Origin of the sequence: Campylobacter sp. JMF_04 NA10, assembly GCF_027737655.1 — a bacterium.
In the GTDB taxonomy this organism is placed as follows: Bacteria; Campylobacterota; Campylobacteria; order Campylobacterales; family Campylobacteraceae; genus Campylobacter_B.
In genome coordinates this window covers 164,145-183,041 of record NZ_JAOVTZ010000001.1, presented here as the reverse complement: position 1 = coordinate 183,041, position 18,897 = coordinate 164,145, and the positions used below count along the sequence as shown (strand labels likewise).

The 18,897-nt window shown below is 41.3% G+C and carries 20 protein-coding genes; 17 read left to right on the top strand and 3 right to left on the bottom strand.

Annotation, left to right across the window (positions count from 1 at the left end; all coding sequences use genetic code 11):
* Positions 1 to 11 precede the first annotated feature (11 nt).
* From OFO12_RS00965 to OFO12_RS00955, 3 genes are read right to left on the bottom strand one after another with little or no spacing between them, the layout of a single operon-like run.
* Entirely contained in the window at positions 12 to 1,085 is a 1,074-nt protein-coding gene (locus OFO12_RS00965; protein WP_270869141.1) for a sulfate adenylyltransferase, read from the bottom strand.
* On the bottom strand, positions 1,063 to 1,929 hold the full coding sequence (locus OFO12_RS00960; RefSeq protein WP_270869140.1) for a hypothetical protein: 867 nt from the start codon (positions 1,927 to 1,929) through the stop codon (positions 1,063 to 1,065). Before OFO12_RS00960 ends, OFO12_RS00965 begins: the two co-directional genes overlap by 23 nt.
* Positions 1,930 to 1,931: 2 nt before the next feature.
* The gene (locus OFO12_RS00955) at positions 1,932 to 3,059 is read right to left on the bottom strand and encodes a bifunctional 2-C-methyl-D-erythritol 4-phosphate cytidylyltransferase/2-C-methyl-D-erythritol 2,4-cyclodiphosphate synthase (RefSeq protein WP_270869139.1); all 1,128 of its coding nucleotides are present in this window, start codon (positions 3,057 to 3,059) and stop codon (positions 1,932 to 1,934) included.
* 193 nt (positions 3,060 to 3,252) lie between these two features.
* On the opposite strand from OFO12_RS00955, the gene thiC reads away from it, so the two are divergent.
* From thiC to OFO12_RS00870, 17 genes are all read left to right on the top strand, one after another.
* Positions 3,253 to 4,596: a phosphomethylpyrimidine synthase ThiC gene (thiC, locus tag OFO12_RS00950; RefSeq protein WP_270869138.1), complete on the top strand. Its 1,344-nt coding sequence runs from the start codon at positions 3,253 to 3,255 to the stop codon at positions 4,594 to 4,596.
* Entirely contained in the window at positions 4,593 to 5,360 is a 768-nt protein-coding gene (locus OFO12_RS00945) for an SDR family NAD(P)-dependent oxidoreductase (protein ID WP_270869137.1), read from the top strand. Before thiC ends, OFO12_RS00945 begins: the two co-directional genes overlap by 4 nt.
* A gap of 68 nt (positions 5,361 to 5,428) precedes the next feature.
* Positions 5,429 to 6,496, top strand: coding sequence for an Mrp/NBP35 family ATP-binding protein (locus OFO12_RS00940; RefSeq protein ID WP_270866730.1), 1,068 nt, complete (start codon positions 5,429 to 5,431; stop codon positions 6,494 to 6,496).
* A 140-nt stretch (positions 6,497 to 6,636) separates the two neighbouring features.
* Positions 6,637 to 7,812 (top strand): YbfB/YjiJ family MFS transporter, encoded by a 1,176-nt coding sequence (locus tag OFO12_RS00935; RefSeq protein ID WP_270869136.1) that lies wholly within the window; start codon positions 6,637 to 6,639, stop codon positions 7,810 to 7,812.
* Positions 7,788 to 8,000 carry a tautomerase family protein gene (locus OFO12_RS00930; RefSeq protein WP_270869135.1) on the top strand — a complete coding sequence of 71 codons (213 nt, stop codon included), beginning with the start codon at positions 7,788 to 7,790 and terminating at the stop codon, positions 7,998 to 8,000. Before OFO12_RS00935 ends, OFO12_RS00930 begins: the two co-directional genes overlap by 25 nt.
* A gap of 33 nt (positions 8,001 to 8,033) precedes the next feature.
* Positions 8,034 to 8,855: a LysR family transcriptional regulator gene (locus OFO12_RS00925; RefSeq protein ID WP_270865206.1), complete on the top strand. Its 822-nt coding sequence runs from the start codon at positions 8,034 to 8,036 to the stop codon at positions 8,853 to 8,855.
* Between the two features lie 27 nt (positions 8,856 to 8,882).
* Positions 8,883 to 9,515 carry a hypothetical protein gene (locus tag OFO12_RS00920; protein ID WP_270869134.1) on the top strand — a complete coding sequence of 211 codons (633 nt, stop codon included), beginning with the start codon at positions 8,883 to 8,885 and terminating at the stop codon, positions 9,513 to 9,515.
* A 217-nt stretch (positions 9,516 to 9,732) separates the two neighbouring features.
* Positions 9,733 to 10,860, top strand: a complete 1,128-nt coding sequence (locus OFO12_RS00915) for a cation diffusion facilitator family transporter (protein WP_270869133.1) — start codon at positions 9,733 to 9,735, stop codon at positions 10,858 to 10,860.
* A gap of 62 nt (positions 10,861 to 10,922) precedes the next feature.
* On the top strand, positions 10,923 to 12,515 hold the full coding sequence (locus OFO12_RS00910) for an ABC-F family ATP-binding cassette domain-containing protein (protein WP_270862055.1): 1,593 nt from the start codon (positions 10,923 to 10,925) through the stop codon (positions 12,513 to 12,515).
* Entirely contained in the window at positions 12,515 to 12,718 is a 204-nt protein-coding gene (thiS, locus tag OFO12_RS00905; protein WP_270865201.1) for a sulfur carrier protein ThiS, read from the top strand. Before OFO12_RS00910 ends, thiS begins: the two co-directional genes overlap by 1 nt.
* 1 nt (position 12,719) lies before the next feature.
* Entirely contained in the window at positions 12,720 to 13,352 is a 633-nt protein-coding gene (gene thiF, locus OFO12_RS00900) for a sulfur carrier protein ThiS adenylyltransferase ThiF (RefSeq protein WP_270869132.1), read from the top strand.
* Between the two features lie 108 nt (positions 13,353 to 13,460).
* Positions 13,461 to 14,222, top strand: coding sequence for a thiazole synthase (locus OFO12_RS00895; protein ID WP_270869131.1), 762 nt, complete (start codon positions 13,461 to 13,463; stop codon positions 14,220 to 14,222).
* 1 nt (position 14,223) lies between these two features.
* Positions 14,224 to 15,369, top strand: coding sequence for a 2-iminoacetate synthase ThiH (gene thiH, locus OFO12_RS00890; RefSeq protein ID WP_270869130.1), 1,146 nt, complete (start codon positions 14,224 to 14,226; stop codon positions 15,367 to 15,369).
* 24 nt (positions 15,370 to 15,393) lie between these two features.
* Entirely contained in the window at positions 15,394 to 15,999 is a 606-nt protein-coding gene (locus OFO12_RS00885; protein ID WP_270869129.1) for a thiamine phosphate synthase, read from the top strand.
* A 17-nt stretch (positions 16,000 to 16,016) separates the two neighbouring features.
* Positions 16,017 to 16,292 (top strand): hypothetical protein, encoded by a 276-nt coding sequence (locus tag OFO12_RS00880; protein WP_270869128.1) that lies wholly within the window; start codon positions 16,017 to 16,019, stop codon positions 16,290 to 16,292.
* Between the two features lie 108 nt (positions 16,293 to 16,400).
* Positions 16,401 to 17,081, top strand: a complete 681-nt coding sequence (locus OFO12_RS00875; RefSeq protein ID WP_270869127.1) for a hypothetical protein — start codon at positions 16,401 to 16,403, stop codon at positions 17,079 to 17,081.
* Positions 17,082 to 17,388: 307 nt separating this feature from the next.
* Positions 17,389 to 18,843: a Mur ligase family protein gene (locus OFO12_RS00870; protein ID WP_270869126.1), complete on the top strand. Its 1,455-nt coding sequence runs from the start codon at positions 17,389 to 17,391 to the stop codon at positions 18,841 to 18,843.
* Positions 18,844 to 18,897 lie beyond the last annotated feature (54 nt).

The window sequence follows — 18,897 nt, the reverse complement described above, 5'->3', positions numbered from 1 at the left end:
AATTTCAAATTTCAAGTTTTTAGCGCGCTGGTTTGATACAGCCTCATTAACTCTTCGTAAAATTCACTCTCGCTTCTAGGCTCGATAAGCCCGTCGTTAGGGAACAAATCATCGTAAAGGGCTTGCAAATCGGCGAAGCGATTAGGGAAAAGCTCGGCCAAAATCATCGCCGAAATCTCCTTTCGCATGAAAAGCGCAGGCGGCAAAATCCCAGCATAGAGCATGGCTTTGAGGTTACGCGTGTGATAATGCACATGGTGGTGCGAGCCGTGAGGGCAGTTTTTCACGCTGGAAAGGACCTTGCATTTGTTGCAATACACATACTCTGGCATGAGCCAAATTTCGAAATTTTCGTAATCGCAAAAATCCAGCACAGAGTGCATATCGCCGTGGTCGAAGTAGCCTGCCACATGCTTGTGTTTTTGCCCAAAGACGACCTTATTTATGCCTAGATTGTGCGCTATGGCGCATTCAAGCGTAGGGTCGGAGTGGTTATTTAGCGCGCTAAAATCGTTTAAATCTATGAGCAAAATCCGCCCTTTTACAAGGAAATTTTCGCACAAAAACTCCAAGGTTTTTTTGCGCAAATTTGCGCTAAATGCGTCGCTTCTGCTCGAACCTACCAAAAAAATCACCACAAAATCAGCCTTGTCTATCATCAGGCGAAGTAACCTTTCATGCACCCTGTGCAAGGGATCTGCCATGGTGAAAAAGGCTGAAATTTTGGGGTTTTTGAAGCTTGATTTTCGCGCGAAAAATTCCGCAAACTCATCACCAATTATATGCGAATTTAGGCTAAGCTCACCCTTAATCGCCTCATTTCCTGGGCGTTTGTTTTCAAAAACGGAGTTTTGTTTTTCGTCGTCTGTGATTTTTTGCGATGAAATAATTTTTAATTTTCCGCAAATTTCGCCTTCGCAGATCAAATTTACTTCCGTGCCAGCTCTAAATTTCCCCGCTACAAAGGCGAAATTTTTGCCGTTTTTTAGCCTTTCTTCGCCCCCAAATGCCCCAAATTTCAAAAGGTGCAGGGCGCAAAGCTCGCTTTTTGAGATTTCAATGCTATTTTTTTCGCGTGATACCATATTTTTTTCTCTTTTCCCAAAGCGATTTTCGCGAAATCCCCAAAATCGAGGCGAGTTCAGAGTCGAAATACTCGCCCTGATGTGCTAAAATCGCAAATTTCAAATACTCTTCCAGGCTTAAAATTTTGTTTTTCGCGCAGTATGGAGAGAGTAAAATTTCATTTGAGTTTTCGCTAAATTCCATAGAGCAAACCTCCAAAACTAGCCGTTTTTCGGCAAAATTTGATAAAATTTGCGCTCTTTTGGCAGGCGATGTTTTATCAAATTTTTGCACGAATAAAATTTCGTTTTTTATTTTTAAGTTTTCGCAATTCTCGCCACTAGCGATTATGATTTTTACGCCAAAATTTTGGGCGATTTGATGGGCGCATAAAAGGCGCGAAATTTCATCATAACCCTTTAAAAAAAGCGGAAATTTGAGCTTTTGCGCGTTTATTTTTGGCGTGTCGTAAATTTCTTTTAGTGCGCGCAAGAGTTCGTCATTTTGCTCTTTTTCACGCAAAATTTGCTTAAAATACGCGTAGTGATCGAGCTTTTTGATGAGATCTTCTATCATAAACGGCTTTAAAATATAATCTGTCGCGCCCGCATTTATGGGCGCTGTAACCGTGTCGTTGCTGATGTATGAAACTAGCATTATCACGATTGCGTTTTTGTGGCGCGCAATCACACTTAGCAAATCGCCACTTCCCCACGATGATGAGAGTAAAACAGCGTCGAACTCCCCAGCGTTCAGGGCTAGTGGCAGGGTGGAAACCACGGTGCATTGGTGGTTTAGCGCGCTTAGTTTTAGGCTAAGTGAGTTTGCCAGATAGCTTTCCTTTTCAGCGATTAAGATTTTCAAAACTAATCCTTGATAAGCAGTTTTTTCCAGTCAAAATACTTTAAATTCACACTTGCAATCACCGCAATGCCCTCGCTTCGGCCCACAAAGCCTAGTTTTTCAGTGGTGGTGGCTTTGACATTTACCTTGCGCGTGGCTAAAATTTCGCACAAAGCTTTTCGCATTTGCTCTTTGTATGGGCTTAGTTTGGGCTTTTGCGCCATTATGGTAATGTCTGCATTTACGATTTCAAAGCCATAGTGGTGAATTTTATCTGTTACTTTTCGTAACAAAATTTTTGAATCAATTCCTTTGTAAGCCTCGTCTGTATCAGGGAAAAGCTCGCCAATATCGCCAATCCCAGCTGCCCCGCACATTGCATCAATTAACGCGTGAATCGCCACATCTCCATCGCTGTGAGCGATGAGCGAATACTCGCAAGGTATATTTACGCCACAAAGTGTGATAAACGAGCCAGCTTCTAGCGCATGCACATCAAAGCCGTTTCCGCAAAATATCTCCGAACAAACGCTAGGAAAATCAAAATTTTCTAAATCGCAAATCCGCGTGATTTTTCTAGCCGAAATTTCGCCCTTTACAAAGCCAAGGCTCCCGCCTACGCTCTTTATGGCTAAGCTATCGTCTGTGAAAATTTGCTCGCTTTGCAAGGCTTTTTTTAACAAATTTGTGCGCGAGAGTTGCGGGGTTTGGATTAGTTTGATTTCATCGCGCGCTATCTCGCACTCGCCCAAATACGCCGTGTCATTTACGCCTAAATATGGGCTTACACAGTCAAATTTGCCTAAATTTTCAAGTAGCGAGTTTATGAGATTTTGAGAAATACTTGCCCGCGCCACATCGCTTACTAAAACAAACTCGCTTTGCACCATTTCAAGGGCATTTTTAAGCGAAATTTGGCGCATATCGCCACCGGCTATAAACTCGAATTCATCGCAAAAAGCGCGCATGTATTTTAAATCTTGCGGATTAGCTACGATTATGATTTTTACGAAATTTGCCTTTTTTGCGAGATCTTTGGCGACATGTAGCCACAGCGGATCATCACCTATGCGAAGCCACTGCTTTTTTACGGGGCTAGCAAAGCGCGTAGAATCCCCAGCGGCGAGTAAAACGAGTGATATTTCAGACATTTGATTTCCTAAAATTTTAAAAATGTTACGAAATTATACATATTAAATTTAAAAAATAGTGAAATTTTGGCTAAATTTTGCAAATTTTGCCAAGCGGTGTTACGAATTTAAACACACAAAAAAAGATTTAAATTTTGCTTTTTTGTAGTAAAATTCTACAAAATTTCACAAATTTTCGCATGAAAGGTCAAAAATGCAAACCCCAAATTTAAAAGACTGCGCAACCCCAACTCAACTTTTTTACGCTAAAAATGGCGTTATCACCCCACAAATGGAGGCTGTCGCAAAAACAGAGTGTTTGGAAGCCGAATTTATCAGAGCGCAAATCGCACAGGGAAAACTCATAATCCCAGCCAACATAAACCACAAAAACCTAGTTCCTATGGGCATTGGCAGGGCGCTGAAATGCAAAATCAACGCAAATATCGGCTCTTCTAGCCTCAGCAGTGGCATAGATGAAGAGATTGAAAAATTGCGCCTTTCGATAAAATACGGCGCAGACACCGTCATGGATCTAAGCACTGGCGGGGATTTAGACGAAATTCGCCGTGCGATTATCGCAAACTCAACCGTTCCGATTGGCACGGTGCCGATTTATCAAATTATCCACGACATTAAAGATTTAGATAACCTAACGCCACAAATTATGCTTGATTGTATCGAAAAACAAGCTAAGCAAGGCGTTGATTATTTTACTATTCATGCAGGATTTTTGCTTAAATTTATGCCACTTGTTGCCAAACGCAAAATGGGAATCGTAAGCCGTGGCGGTTCATTAATGGCTAGTTGGATGATGAAACACCACAAAGAAAATCCGTTTTATGAAAATTTTGACGCTATTTGCGATATTTGCGCTAAATGCGATGTCGCACTATCTCTCGGCGATAGTTTGCGACCGGGTTGTTTGTATGATGCCACAGATGAAGCCCAAATGAGCGAACTAGCCGAGCTTGGAAAACTAGCAACAAGAGCGAACGCAAAAAATGTTCAAGTTATGATAGAAGGTCCGGGACATGTGCCGTTTAATCAGATTGAATTTAATATGAAAGAAGAGCAGCGCCTTTGTAACGACGCTCCGTTTTACATACTTGGACCACTTCCCACAGACATCGGCGCAGGGTATGATCATATCACAAGTGCGATTGGCGGGACGATGGCAGCCTTTCACGGTGCTAGTATGCTTTGCTATGTTACGCCAAAAGAGCATTTGGGTTTGCCAAACGCAAAAGATGTTAGAGACGGCATAATCGCTCATAAAATCGCAGCCCACGCCGCAGATGTCGCACTTGGCAAAAAAGGAGCTATCGAGCGAGATCACGCTATGAGCGACGCTAGGTATAAATTTGACTGGAACAAGCAGTTTGAACTCGCACTTGATCCTGAGCGAGCGCGCGAATATCACGACGAGAGCCTGCCTGATGAGGGCTTCAAAAATGCGGAGTTTTGCTCGATGTGTGGGCCGAAATTTTGCGCGTATAAAATTTCGCGCCAAATTGCAGAGCAAAATTGCGAACACTTCCCAAAAGATGAGCGATGAATAAAACCGCTTTAATCACGGGAGCTAGTAGCGGTTTGGGGCGCGAGTTTGCGTGGATTTGTGCCGAAAACGGATATGATTTGGTTATCACAGCGCGAAATACTGACGCGCTAAACGCCTTAAAAAACGAGCTTGAAGCTAAATTTGGCGTGAGAGTTTTTATCTTTGGGGCGGATTTATCGCAAAATACTAGCGCGGATAAAATTTGCGAATTTGTCCGCGAAAACTCCCTGAAAATCGACATTTTGATAAATAACGCAGGTTTTGGAGATCACGGCGAATTTGCTAAAAGCGATCTGAAAAAACAACTCGAAATGGTGCAGGTAAATATCGCTAGTTTGCTAAATTTAACGCACTATTTCGCAAATTTGATGATTGAGCGAGGTGGCGGAAAAATCCTAAATATCGCCTCTGCTGCCGCGCTCACAGCGGGTCCAAAAATGAGCGTGTATTACGCAAGCAAGGCATTTGTGCGAAATTTCAGCGTAGCCCTAGGCGAAGAGCTTCGCGCGCAAAATATCAGCGTAACGGCGTTTTGTCCGGGTCCTGTGGCTACAAATTTTGGCGAGCGAGCCGGCGTAAAAAACGCTAAAATTTTTGCGCGAAGCGACGATGCAAATGCTGTGGCAAGGCGAGGGTTTGAGGCGATGATGAGTGGCAAAACGCTAGTGTATGACGGCAGGTTTATGCTTCTAGCGAACCTTTTGACCCGCATTTTCCCGCTTAAATTTTGCGCCAAAGTTACAGGCTTTTTAAACGGCTAAATTTAAAAAAAATTTCAAACTTTTTAAATATAATGCGCCTTTTATCAAATTTCAAAGAAAGAGGAAAAATGAGTAAAGATGAAATTTTAAACGCGCTTCGAGGCGTGATTTATCCGGGGTTTTCAAAATCTATCGTTGATTTTGGCTTTGTAAAAAGCGTGAGTGAGGGCGAAAATCCTGTGATAGATATCGAAATTCCAAGCCAAAAAAGCGAAATTTCAATGCAGATTAAGGCTGAAATTTTAAATTTAATCCCAACTGCGCAAATTTCGATTAAAACACCAAAACTAGCCCCAGAACAGAGCAATTCGCGCTCTGGCAAAAATATCGCCCCACAAATCAAACATTTTGTGATGATTAGTTCGGGCAAAGGTGGCGTTGGCAAATCCACAACTACCCTAAATTTGGCGATTTCGCTAGCCAAACTTGGTAAAAAAGTAGGCGTGTTAGACGCTGATATTTATGGTCCAAACATGCCACGCATGCTAGGCGAGGAAAACACCCAAGCTAGCGTAATCGGACAGAGATTAAAGCCAATCGAAAGCCACGGAATCGAAATGATGAGTATGGGCGTGCTAATCGAAGCAGGTCAGGGGCTAATGTGGCGTGGGGCAATGATAATGAAGGCGATCGAACAGCTTCTAAAAGATGTCGCGTGGAGTGATTTAGATGTGCTTTTCATAGATATGCCACCTGGAACTGGCGATGCGCAAATCACACTTGCCCAAAGCGTGCCAGTAACAGCTGGTGTGTGCGTAACCACGCCTCAAACCGTAGCACTTGATGATGGCGCTAGGGGGCTTGATATGTTTGAGAAGCTCCATATCCCAGTGGCTGGAATTATTGAGAATATGAGCGGATTTATCTGCCCTGATAATGGCAAAGAATACGATATTTTCGGCCGTGGCGGTGCGCAAAAGCTAGCTAGTGCTTACAATACCAAAGTTATCGGCGAAATCCCAATCGAAATCGCAATCCGCGAGGGCGGCGATAATGGCAAGCCAATTAGCTTTTATGCGCCAGATTCTGTAAGTGCGAAACGCTACGAGCAGGCTGCGCGCGCGCTGTGGGAAAAAATCGAAGAGGTCGATAGGGAAAATTTAGCTGATAATTCAGCGATTCAACCACAGGCTTAAATTTCAAATTTCACCTACCAAACGGCGAATTTTTGCCGTTTGGTATATAAATTTTATATATCACAAATCGTTATTTTATATTTGACTTTAAATCGTTTTTATTGATACAATCTCGCAAAAATCCAAATTTAAGAAAATATATGAAATTTAACGATATTAAAATTTTATTAGCTGGAATTTGCGCATTTATCGTGGCTATCGGCACGGCGCGATTTGCTTTTACAGCACTTTTGCCACCAATGCTAGGTGATTTTTTAAGCGTAGAACGGGCTGGAATTCTAGCCTTTGCAAACTACACTGGATACTTCGTTGGCTCCTTTGCCACGGTCTTTGTGCGCGGGAGAGAGTTTAAAATTTTGCTTTTTAAACTAGCACTTTTTCTAAGCATTTTTACGACAATTATTTTAGCATTTAGCGAAAATTACTACCTTTGGTTTGGTGCGAGAGTGGCCGCAGGAGTGGGTTCGGCGCTGGTTATGGGCGCGGGTTCGTCATTTGTCTTTGACCTGCTATCTCACAACAAACAGGCCATGGCGTTTTATTTTGGCGCGGCTGGTATTTCTATCGTGCTAACCTCGCTTGTGGGAAATTTAGCTCTTGTGTTTTTTCACTGGAAAATCGCGTGGGTTTTTTTGATAGTTTTTTCGCTTCCTTTAAGCATTTTCGCGCTAAATACACTCACGCCTAGGCGTGGTAAAAACGCCAAATTTTTGGTCGCAAAAAGCGAAAAATTGCCAAATTTGCTAATTTTGAAAATTTTAATCTTCGCATATTTTTTGGAGGGCATGGGATTTGTGGTGCAGGCTAGCTTTTTGCCTGATATCATAAACCGCGTAAAAGGGCTAGAAAATATGGGCACTTATGCGTGGTATTTGGTGGGCGTTTTCGCGATGTTTGGGCCCTTTGTCTGGGTGAATTTGGGGCGGAGATTTGGCGGGGTAGAGATGATGATAGCCTCGCTTTTGCTACAAATTTTAGGGATTTTAATCCCAGTGTTTAGCCAAAATTTAATCTTAAATTTATTAAGTGGTGCTATATATGGAAACACGATGATGGGGCTAACTGCGCTATTTATGAGCTATGGGGCGAGCCTAGCGCCCAAATCATCAGCGCCGATTATGAGTGCGCTAACGGCTGCGTATGCCATAGGAACGATAATCGCGCCGCTGTATTGTGCTAAAATCTTTAACATCTATCAAAGCTACGATAGGGCGCTAGTTTTAACCGCGATTTTTGTGGGACTTAGCGCACTTAGTCTAGGTGCGATAAAATTTTTAAAAAAGGAGCAAAAATGCCACTTATCAATGTCAAAATGACTATCGAGGACGGCGGTTTGAGCGTGGAGCAAAAGGGGGATTTAGTCCGCGAGCTAACAGACGCTTTTGTGAAAGTCGTCGGTCGTGGCGAGAAAACCTGCGTCGTCATCATAGATGAGCTTAGCACCGATAACTACGCAATCGGCGGCGAGACGATAACAAATATCCGCAAAAAGCAAAATTCTTAAATTTGATAAAATTTCTTAAATTTGGAGATAAAAATGGATTCAAATTTATTAAAAGTTTTTGTCGCAGTCGCTGGTGAGCGAAGCGTAACACTGGGCGCAAAAAAGCTAAAACAGGCTCAATCAAACATCACAGCTCGTATCAAACAGCTAGAAAACGATCTTGGCTTTAAGCTTTTTCACAGAGTTCCGCAAGGCGTTTTGCTTACCAAAGAGGGCGAAATGCTCTATCCTAGGGCGTGTGAGATTGTAAGCAAAATCGAGCGGCTAAACAAGGAGATTAAAAAATCCAAAGAATTAAGCCTGCGCGTAGTCTCCACAGAAGCAAATGCTGCGGTGCGCGTGGTGCCGTTTTTGCTAAGGCTTTATAATGACTTTAAGGGTGCTTCGTTGGAGCTTACCACAAATACGACTGCTGGGTGCCTTAAATGGCTACTTGATTACAAGGCTGATATTGCCTTTGTAAGCGGAATAGTAGAGCATAAAGATTTAATGACGCTAAATATTTTCGATGAGACAATGGTCATCGCAAGTCCAAAGCAAACGAGCGAAAATGCGGTGTTTTTGGCATATCGTAAGGGGTGCGCTTATAATGATTTTGCGATGAAATATCTGCAATCTCGCAAAATAGAGGCTAAAATTTTCGAATTTGCTAGTTATGAGACGATTTTAGGCTGTGTGGAGGCTGGGATCGGGCAGACGATACTGCCACTGAGCATAATCGAAAAGCTTGGATACGATAAAAAGCTAAATTTGAAAATTCTTTCCAAAAAACAGGCAAATATCCCAACTACAATGATTTGCAGGAAGGATAATGTCCCAAATATCGAGCAGTATCTACGAGATATGAAATTATAAATTTATTCCAAAAATAGGAGCATAAATATGGAAGAAATCAAACTCGGAACTTTCACACAAGAAAATTTAAAAGAAGAAGTTGGTAGCGAAGAAATCGTTAATTTGCCACAAAAATCTAAAAAAATCACATTAAAAGATATTGATTTTTCTGACCGCAATAGCCTTCTTGGAACTGGCGAAAAAGTAGCCAAGCCTTGTAGTTTTGGAGCAAGAGAAGGGCTTGCTGAAAGGGCAAAAAATGTTTTTGGGCTTTTTTATGCAGTTGCTAATTTAGGAGATGAAAAGAGTCCCGCATTAGTGCATGATCAAGCTTTATCGGAAGCTTTGGGTATTAAAATTATGAATACACCACTTGATGAATTAGATGAAGAAATTGCAGAAAATTTGATTAATGAAATTCGTTGGCCCTATGAAACAATATCTAAAATTCGCATAAAATTGGCAACAGAAGAACTACACTATATAGAAATAACTAATAACACAAAACTAGATACAAGCAAACACCCGTTATATGCTAAACTGCAAGTAGCGATTGATGAACTAAATAGAAGGGGTGTGGTGTTTAAAGTAAGTAATGGCGAAATGATTGAACTTGAAAAAAAGGAACGAGAAATTTTAGGGGAAGATTATTCCAAATACAGGCATAGCATAAAAATATAAGGTTTGTTAAATGGCACAAGAAAAATTATCACAAGAAGAAATAAAAAAAACTGCAAGAAGCTTATAAACCAACAGAATAATATCAAAATAATCTTTCCCTCAAACACTACCTTGCTAAATTTTGCTTGAAATTTAGCAAGGCAAATTCTCTCCTTTATTATCAAATTAAGCTTTATTTTGATAAAATCGCGCCTTTTAAATTACAAAAAGGAAATCTATGCAAATCCCAGAAAAGGTCGTTCCGCGCGATAAAATCATCGTTCGCACAGGGCTAGTTGGAATTCTTACAAATGTGATTTTGGCGCTGTTTAAGGGGGCGATTGGGTTTTTCACAAACTCCATTGCTATCGTAATTGACGCCATAAACAATCTAAGCGATGTGCTAAGCTCGGTCATTACGATTGTGGGGCTTAAACTTGCTGGCAAAAAACCAGACAAAGAGCACCCTTATGGGCATGGCAGAATCGAGTATCTCACGGCTCTAAGTATCGGCGTGATTATCCTATATGCGGGGTTTGCGGCGCTTATTAGCTGTGTGCGCAAGATTTTTGCTCCACTCACGCCAGATTACGACGGCGTTTCGCTATTTTTGATCGCAGTTGCGGTCGTGGTAAAAATCGTGCTTGGCTCATATACCCAAAAAATGGGTGTTAGGGCGAATTCTGACTCGCTAATCGCAAGTGGGATTGACGCGAAATTTGACGCGCTAGTGTCGTTTTCGACGCTAGTGGCAGCGTTTATTTTTATATTTTTCGGCGTGGCTTTGGAGGCGTATTTGGGCGTGATTATTTCGCTATTGCTTATCAAAACAGCTGCCGAAATTTTAAAAGACACTATCAATAAAATTTTAGGAAGCCCCCTAAATATCGAGATTGCAAAGCAAATTTATACCGAAATCAAGAAAATCGACGGCGTGCTTGGCGCGTATGATTTGATGTTTCACGACTATGGCCCTGATAAAATGCTGGGCTCCGTGCATATCGAAGTTAGCGAGGATATGAGCGCGGCTAGCATAGATACACTCACGCGAAAAATTCAGAGTGAAATTTTTGCCAAATTTAGCGTTGTTATCGATACTGTGGGCATTTATGCGCTAAATTTAAAAGATGAGAAAACCGCTAAAATTTATAGTGAAATTCAAAAAATAGTTTTTAGCGATGAAAAAATTTTGCAAATGCACGGATTTCACGCAAATTCGATCGAAAAAATCATCAGTTTTGATGTGATTATTGATTTTGACGCGATTAACCGCGAGCAAATCCACCAAAATATCATCAAAGAAGTCAGCGCGAAATTTAGCGATTATGAAATTTTAATCGCCCTTGATAGCGATTATAGCGCCTAAATTTTGGCTAAATTTAGCCTTTTTTTGTATAATCGCAAAATTTTAAATTCCAAGGATCAAAAATGATAGAAATCAAAGATTTAGTAATGCGTTTTGGCAAACAGCTGCTGTTCGAAAATGTAAATTTGACGCTTTTAAAAGGCCATAGATACGGACTAATCGGCGCAAACGGCGCAGGTAAATCGACGCTACTTAAAATTTTAAGTGGCGAAGTCGAGCATAGTAGTGGCGAAATACTCGTCGAAAACGGCCGCAAAATAGGCGTGCTCGGGCAAAATCAATTTGCGTTTGAGGAATTTTTGGTAAAAGACGCAGTTTTGTATGGCAACAAACGCCTTTACGACGCCGTCAAAGAAAAAGAAAAACTCTATGAAAGCCCTGAATTTACGGACGAAATCAACGACCGCTTGGCTGAGCTTGAAATCATCTGCGCCGAAGAGGATCCAAACTACGAGTATGAGACGAGAATCGAGAAAATTTTAAGTTCGCTGGGATTTAGCGAAGATGAATTTGGCAAAAAAATGAGCGAAATCGAGGCTAGCGACAAGGTCAAAATCCTCCTAGCCCAGGTGCTGTTTCCTAAGCCCGATATTTTGTTTTTAGACGAGCCGACAAACAACCTTGATATCGACGCGATTGCGTGGTTGGAGTTCGAGCTAAACCGCCACGAGGGCACTATGGTGGTCATCAGCCACGATAGACACTTCCTAAACCGCGTCTGCACGGACATTTTGGATGTGGATTTCAAAAAAGTGCGCGAATTTAGCGGGAATTACGATGATTGGTTTATCGCGGCAAATTTGATAAAAAAACAGGCTGAATTTGAGCGCGACAAAAAGGTCAAAGAAAAGGCGGAACTCGAAAAATTTATCGCCCGTTTTAGCGCAAACGCCAGCAAGGCCAAACAAGCCACTTCAAGGCAAAAATTGCTCGATAAAATCGATATTAGCGAGATTGCGACATCTTCTCGCAGGGAGCCAAGCATACTTTTTAAACTAGGGCGCGAGATTGGAAATGAGATTTTAGAGCTTAGCGAGATTGATAAGAGTTTCGGCGAGATTAAAATTTTGCAAAATTTCAATTTAAAGCTTTTAAAGGGCGATAAAATCGCCGTTATCGGGCGAAACGGCGTGGGTAAATCGACGCTGTGCAAGATCATCGTGGGCGAAATGGCGCCAGATAAGGGCAAGGTGCATGTGGGCGCGACTATCGAGCAAGGATACTTCGCGCAGGATACGAGCTCGGCGGTGAGTGGCGAAGCGAAGCTGTATGATTATCTCAGAGATGAGAAAAACAAGGATTTAGACGAAATTCGCAAGTGCCTTGGGCGAATGCTTTTTAGTGGAGCCGAGCAAGAAAAAAGCGTGGGCGCGCTAAGCGGCGGCGAAAAGCACCGCGTAATGCTAAGCAAACTAATGCTAACTAAGCCAAATTTTTTGGTGCTTGATGAGCCAAATAACCACCTTGATTTGGAGGCGATTATCGCTCTTGGTGAAGCGCTTTATAACTTCGCTGGGTGCGTGATTTGCGTGAGCCACGACCGCGAACTAATCGACGCTTTTGCGAACCGTATTTTGCACCTTAAAGGAAATGGCGAGATTGTGGATTTTCGCGGGACTTACGAAGAATACAGAGCGAGCCTGGGGGAAGAGTGATGATAAAAGTGCGTGTAAATGGGCGTGAGTGTGAGTTTGACGCTGATATGAGCGTGGAAGAATTTCTGCGCTTACAAGGGTTTGATTTGCGCTATATCGCCGTGGAAGCCGACGGAGAGATTTTATCAAAAACGCTTTGGAAAAGTTCGCAAATCTCAAATTTTAAAATTTACGAAATAGTCGAATTTGTCGGTGGCGGGTGAAATGCTGAATTTAAAAAACGAGAGCGAATTTAGGGCTGAAATTTTCGCGCGAAATCCGCGTGGCGTGAGCGAGATTTTATCACGCGCCAGGGTTTGCATACTAGGGGCTGGCGGACTTGGCTCAAATGTCGCTATAATGCTTACTAGGGCTGGTGTGGGCGAGTTTTTTATCATAGATTTTGACATTGTTGAAGCTTCGAATTTAAATCGCCAGCACTACGCCTTAAAGCATTTGGGAAGCCCTAAAATAGAAGCTTTAAAAGAGCAAATTTTGGGTATTAACCCTTATGCGAAAGTGCAAATTTGTGGCGAAAAAATCACGAGCGAAAATGTGCGTGAAATTTTACGGGACGAAAAAATCATCTGCGAGTGCTTCGACGGAGCCGAAAATAAGGCGATGATAGCGAATTTATCGGCTGAGTATAAAGATAAAATTTTTGTTTGCGCTTCGGGTATGGCTGGTCTTGGGGGAGCAAATTCTATCCAAACTCGCAAATTTGGGGCGAATTTATATATCTGTGGCGATAGCACAAGCGGTGCAGGGCTTGAAAATGGGCTAATTTCTGCGCGAGTAATGCTATGCGCCGCCCACCAAGCAAACGCTGTGGTAAATTTAATATTGAACCGAGCCTAATTTTATGGCTATATTTCGTTAATTTTCGCCTTTTGCCAAAAATCTTAAAATTAATTCAGATTTTCTTTGTATAATCTCACAAATCACAAAATTTAAAGGAAATTTCAAATGGATAAATTAGTTTTGGGTGGCAAGGAATTTTCGTCTCGCTTTATAATGGGTTCTGGTAAATTCGACCATGAGATGATAGAAGCCTGTGTAAATAATGCTGGGTGTGAGATCGTAACACTCGCACTTCGTAGAGTAAGCGAGAGCAAAGATAGAAATATTTTAAATTTCATACCAAAAAGCGTTACGCTTTTGCCAAATACAAGTGGCGCCAGAAACGCAGAAGAAGCCGTGCGTATCGCAAAACTCGCCCGTGAGCTAGGCTGTGGGGACTTCGTCAAAATCGAGATTATCACAGATAGCAAATTTTTATTCCCCGATAATTACGAAACCATTAAAGCGACCGAAATTCTAGCAAATGACGGATTTATCGTGCTTCCGTATATGCATGCTGATTTAAATGTGGCTCGTAGCCTAAAAAACGCAGGAGCAGCCGCCATAATGCCGCTTGGTGCGCCCATTGGCTCAAATCGTGGGCTTATGATGAGAGATATGATTGAAATTTTAGTCGGCGAAGTGGATTTACCAATCATAGTCGATGCAGGTATCGGTCGCCCAAGCCAAGCGTGTGAAGCCATGGAAATGGGCTGTGCCGCCGTCATGGTAAATACCGCAATCGCCACTTCTAGCGATTTAGTCCAAATGGCAAAAGCCTTTGCAAATGCGATAAATGCAGGGCGAGACGCCTATAATGCCAAATTTGGTGCAGTGCGAAATACTGCCGCGGCAAGTTCACCGCTAACAGGCTTTTTAAGGGACTAAAATGGAAAAAATAGACCACATGAAATACCTAGCACACATGCAAGAAATCGATGATGGCTTAATGCAAAAAGTGCTAAATTTAAGGCAGAATTACGACCCGAACGCTTATAATGAGGCCGATGTTTTAAGGGCGATAGAGAAAAAAAATAGAAATTTAGACGATTTTGGCGCACTTTTAAGCGTGGTCGGGGCTAAATTTTTAGAAGAGTTAGCAAGGGCGAGTATGAGCGAGACAAGGGCGAAATTTGGCAATAATATCTCGCTTTTTACGCCGATTTATATTTCAAATTATTGCGACAATAACTGCGTGTATTGCGGATTTAGCAAAAAAAATAGCATAAAAAGAGCCAAACTTAGCGATGATGAGCTAATAGCCGAATACGAAGCGATAAAAAAGAGCGGACTTGAAGAGCTTTTGGTGCTAACAGGCGAGAGCAGGGTTGATAGCGATGTGAGCTATATCGCTCATGCGTGTGAAATCGCCAAAAAATATTTCAAGGTCGTAGGCGTGGAAATTTATCCACTAAATTCCGATGAATACGCTATCTTGCATAACTCAGGCGTGGATTTTGTAACCGTTTTCCAAGAGACATACAACACAGAAAAATACGCAAAACTGCATTTAGAAGGCAATAAGCGAATTTTCCCGTATCGCTTCAATGCCCAAGAAAGGGCGATAATGGGCGGTATGCGTGGAGTGGGCTTTGCGGCACTTTTAGGTCTTGATGATTTTCGCAAAGACGCCTTTGCTACGGGCACACACGCGTATTTGTTGCAACAAAAATACCCGTACGCCGAGATTGCCTTTTCGGTCCCAAGACTGCGACCGATAATAAATAATAATAAAATCAACCCGCGAGATGTCCATGAAAAGGAGCTTTTGCAGGTGATTACAGCATATCGCCTACTAATCCCTAGTGCGAATATTACGATTTCGACGCGCGAAAGGGCTGGTTTTAGAGATGAAGCGATTAAAATCGCCACAAATAAAATTTCAGCAGGAGTTAGCGTCGGTATCGGCGGACACAGCCAAAAAAAGGGCGATGAGCAGTTTGAGATAGATGACGGACGAAGCGTGGCTGAGGTTTGTGCTGCGATTAGGGGTGCGGGGTTAGCGCCACTGATGAGTGAGTATATTTATCTGTAAATTTGCGAAATTTGGAGCGAAAAAGTGAAAATCACGGCGATTTCAAATTTGGAGCTTTGTGGTAGCAAAGAGGCGTTAAAAGAGAAAATTTCACGCCTTTGCGAAGCCGGGATTAGCGAAATAATCTTGCGTGAGAAAAATTTGAGTGTGAGCGAATACTGCGCGCTTTTTTGCGAAGTTTTGCAAATTTGCAACCATTTTGGCGTTCGCCTTTTTTTGCATAATTTTTTGGATTTAGCTTTTAAAATGGAGCATAAATTTGTTTGGCTTCCGTTGGGTGTGTTGCAAAATTTCAGGCAAAATTCCACGCGAAATTTAAGCGAATTTGAAAAAATTGTAGTTTCAGCTCACAGCACAGATGAAGCTAAATTAGCCCTAAATTTGGGTGCAAATGCACTTTGTTTAAGCCATATTTTTCAAACAGATTGCAAAGCAAATTTAGAGCCAAAGGGGCTAGATTTGATTCGCAATGTGCGTGAATTTTGGGGTGGCGAAATTTACGCCCTTGGCGGGATAAATTCTGCAAATTTCCGCTTGGTGCTAGAAGCAGGAGCTGACAATATCGCCATTATGAGCTCTGCAATGCAAACGCAAAACGAAGCAAAATTTATCGTAAATTTTAAAATTTAGTTTTGTAGTGTACTAGTATGAAAGAATTATTTAGAATATATTTGGATAAATTTTCTAATGCTAGCAAAACTATTCATTCAAACGAATACGGGGAATTACCAATACCATTTGCTTTAAGCATAGTTCAATATGATGGTGATAATGGATTTTACCTATTTTATTTAGATGAATTTGGAAATGAGCAAACAGATACTTATCACGATAATTTAGAACAAGCCTTTAATCAAGCTGAATTCGAATTTGGTATTAAAAAATCTGATTGGATTAACGCTAAAAATAAGAATATAGGTTAATTAAATGATTAAAAATGATAGAATTTGATTATAAAAAATTTGGCGGGCAGGGATGTTCGCCCTACGAAACTATGTGAATAAACACTAATCGCATAGGAAGGGAAATTTATGAAGTATAAATTTATTGGCGGTAGCGAAAGCAACTGGGAATTTTTCCCCGATATGAGCCGAGAATTTTATAATAAATTCATGGAAAACAGAGATGATGACAATGCCTTTTTGGATATTATCTTAAAAACAAAAAATATCACCAAAGCAGATATTTTAGAGTATTTTGCATTTACGGTGCTTTCTTGGACTTCAAATTTTGCTAGAACAGAAACCGACGAGATGATGATTAAAACACCCAAATTAGATAAGCTAATGGATAAATTCTCCACAAATTCCCCCGCTCCAACCTACATAAGCGAATATATAGGTGTCATCGGAGAGCTATTTTTAGGCGGTCTGATAGACTTTGGCACGATTTGTGATATGAAAGATTTCAAAAAAATAGAGTATGATACGAATCTATCGCACTATGGCACTTCAAAATACGAGGCATGGGTCTATTTTAGGGATAATTTCTTTTATAAAAATGCCTTTAATCGCCATTATATCGACGATGATGACAATGCGATAGTCAAGTATTTTGACGATACAAGTTGGATTGAGCCACAAAATTGGAGCCAGTATAATGTCTGGGTATGCCGAACACCAAAAGGCGTGGAGTATTACGAGAAAATTTTATCTCCTAAAATTTACGCTAAATATAAAGATGTCGAGATTAATATCGACGAAGCTTCGTAGGGTGGGTATCCTTGCCCACCAAAATTTACAAACAAATTCTAAAAAATAAGATTTAACTAAAATTCGGAATTTCGCTAAATTTAAAAAATCGTTCAATGCCAAATTTAGGTTGAATTTTGTATTTAAATTTCTCTGGATTGCTTCGCTTTCTGCGAAAGCTCGCAATGACAGATTAGAGTAAATTTCGCATTGACGCAAATCAAGCTCTAAATAATAAAATTTATCGCAAAAATAAGCAACAATCAAGTTTTTTTAGAATAAAATTACAGGTTTTGTAATCTAAGTATAAATAAATTTGAGGGAAAAAATGTCGGCAGTTATTTCAAATTTTATTTTCACCCTTGCTTTGGGATTTTACGCGCTTACTTGCTTGCAGTGGTTTTCGTATCGCCCGGGGCGCGTTTTGCACCATTTCACCAAGCCTATGTGGCATTTGTATTTTTTCATAATCCCAGTTTTGGCTCAAATCGCGGCCATGTTTTGCCCGTTTTATTACGCAGCCTTGGGCGTGGTAACGGCTAGTTATATCGCTGTTTTGGCGCTTTGGCACAGAGGGCTGGATAAAAAGCTAGTTTTTACTGATCGTATAAAAAGAGCATTTGCTTATATAGCCTCATTTGCGGTGATTGTGGGGATTGCGGAAATTTTGATTGATATTAAATTTTCAACCGATATTAAAATTCCAGCCGTTATCGCGCTATTTGTGGGATTGTTTTTTCATTTCAGATACGAAAAAACGCTTTTTAACCGCTTCAAAGCTAGCGCGCTAGCCAAGCTAGGCACGATGAATAACCTAATCATCGTCCAAATCACGGCAAGTTACGGCAAGACGAGTATCAAAAACTTCCTTTATGATATCCTTAGCCCGCACTTTGTCTGCTACAAGACCCCGCGCTCGGTAAATACGCTAGCCGGGATTGTAAAGGACATAAACGATGATTTGCCAAAAAACACTCAGGTCTATATCGCAGAAGCAGGTGCGAGGCTGCCTGGCGATATTGCCGAAATCACCGAGTTTTTGCGCCCGCAAATCGTAGTTGTAGGCGAGATTGGCGCGCAACATTTGGAGTATTTCAAAAGCGTAGAAAATATCCGCGCTACCAAGCTTGAAGCGCTAAATTCACTGCGTCTAAAACACGCATTTGTGCATTCTAGCACGCTTTGCCATAACAGCGCCACGATTAGCACCTATGATATCGGCACAAAGGTGATTAGCTCGACACTAGACGGGATTAAATTTAGCCTTAAAATCAATGACGAAAATTTCAGACTCTCTGCGCCAGTGCTGGGCGAGTTTAACGCGCAAAATCTCAGCGCATGTGTCATGGTAGCGAGGTTTTTGGGCGTAAATGATGTCTATATCCACAACGCAGTCGAAAAGGTGCATAGCGTCGAACATCGTCTCCAAAAAATCGAAAACGGCGGCAAAATCATCATTGATGACGCATTTAACGGCAATCTAGCCGGTATGCTAGCTAGCTACGAGCTATGCAAAACTTACAAAGGAAATAAAGTCATCGTAACGCCCGGAATCGTCGAATCGACCAAGGAAGATAATGAAATTTTAGCCAAAAAAATCGATGAGGTTTTTGATCTCGTGATAATAACTGGAGAGTTAAATTTAAAAACGCTCAAAGACAATATAAATCCTGGCAAAGTTTATGTGCTAAAAGATAAATCGAAAATGGTTGAAATTTTGGCTAAATATACCAAAGCAGGGGATTTGGTGCTGTTTTCTAACGACGCGCCAAATTTCATATAAATTTTAAATTTTGATTTTTTAAAAATTTGCGAATTTTAAAAATTCGCAAATTTG

Coding starts and splice junctions, on each gene's coding strand:
- OFO12_RS00965 (WP_270869141.1), bottom strand. CDS start 1,085: ATGGTATCACGCGAAAAAAATAGCATTGAAATCTCAAAAAGCGAGCTT.
- OFO12_RS00955 (WP_270869139.1), bottom strand. CDS start 3,059: ATGTCTGAAATATCACTCGTTTTACTCGCCGCTGGGGATTCTACGCGC.
- thiC (WP_270869138.1), top strand. CDS start 3,253: ATGCAAACCCCAAATTTAAAAGACTGCGCAACCCCAACTCAACTTTTT.
- OFO12_RS00945 (WP_270869137.1), top strand. CDS start 4,593: ATGAATAAAACCGCTTTAATCACGGGAGCTAGTAGCGGTTTGGGGCGC.
- OFO12_RS00940 (WP_270866730.1), top strand. CDS start 5,429: ATGAGTAAAGATGAAATTTTAAACGCGCTTCGAGGCGTGATTTATCCG.
- OFO12_RS00935 (WP_270869136.1), top strand. CDS start 6,637: ATGAAATTTAACGATATTAAAATTTTATTAGCTGGAATTTGCGCATTT.
- OFO12_RS00930 (WP_270869135.1), top strand. CDS start 7,788: ATGCCACTTATCAATGTCAAAATGACTATCGAGGACGGCGGTTTGAGC.
- OFO12_RS00925 (WP_270865206.1), top strand. CDS start 8,034: ATGGATTCAAATTTATTAAAAGTTTTTGTCGCAGTCGCTGGTGAGCGA.
- OFO12_RS00920 (WP_270869134.1), top strand. CDS start 8,883: ATGGAAGAAATCAAACTCGGAACTTTCACACAAGAAAATTTAAAAGAA.
- OFO12_RS00915 (WP_270869133.1), top strand. CDS start 9,733: ATGCAAATCCCAGAAAAGGTCGTTCCGCGCGATAAAATCATCGTTCGC.
- OFO12_RS00910 (WP_270862055.1), top strand. CDS start 10,923: ATGATAGAAATCAAAGATTTAGTAATGCGTTTTGGCAAACAGCTGCTG.
- thiS (WP_270865201.1), top strand. CDS start 12,515: ATGATAAAAGTGCGTGTAAATGGGCGTGAGTGTGAGTTTGACGCTGAT.
- thiF (WP_270869132.1), top strand. CDS start 12,720: ATGCTGAATTTAAAAAACGAGAGCGAATTTAGGGCTGAAATTTTCGCG.
- OFO12_RS00895 (WP_270869131.1), top strand. CDS start 13,461: ATGGATAAATTAGTTTTGGGTGGCAAGGAATTTTCGTCTCGCTTTATA.
- thiH (WP_270869130.1), top strand. CDS start 14,224: ATGGAAAAAATAGACCACATGAAATACCTAGCACACATGCAAGAAATC.
- OFO12_RS00880 (WP_270869128.1), top strand. CDS start 16,017: ATGAAAGAATTATTTAGAATATATTTGGATAAATTTTCTAATGCTAGC.
- OFO12_RS00875 (WP_270869127.1), top strand. CDS start 16,401: ATGAAGTATAAATTTATTGGCGGTAGCGAAAGCAACTGGGAATTTTTC.
- OFO12_RS00870 (WP_270869126.1), top strand. CDS start 17,389: ATGTCGGCAGTTATTTCAAATTTTATTTTCACCCTTGCTTTGGGATTT.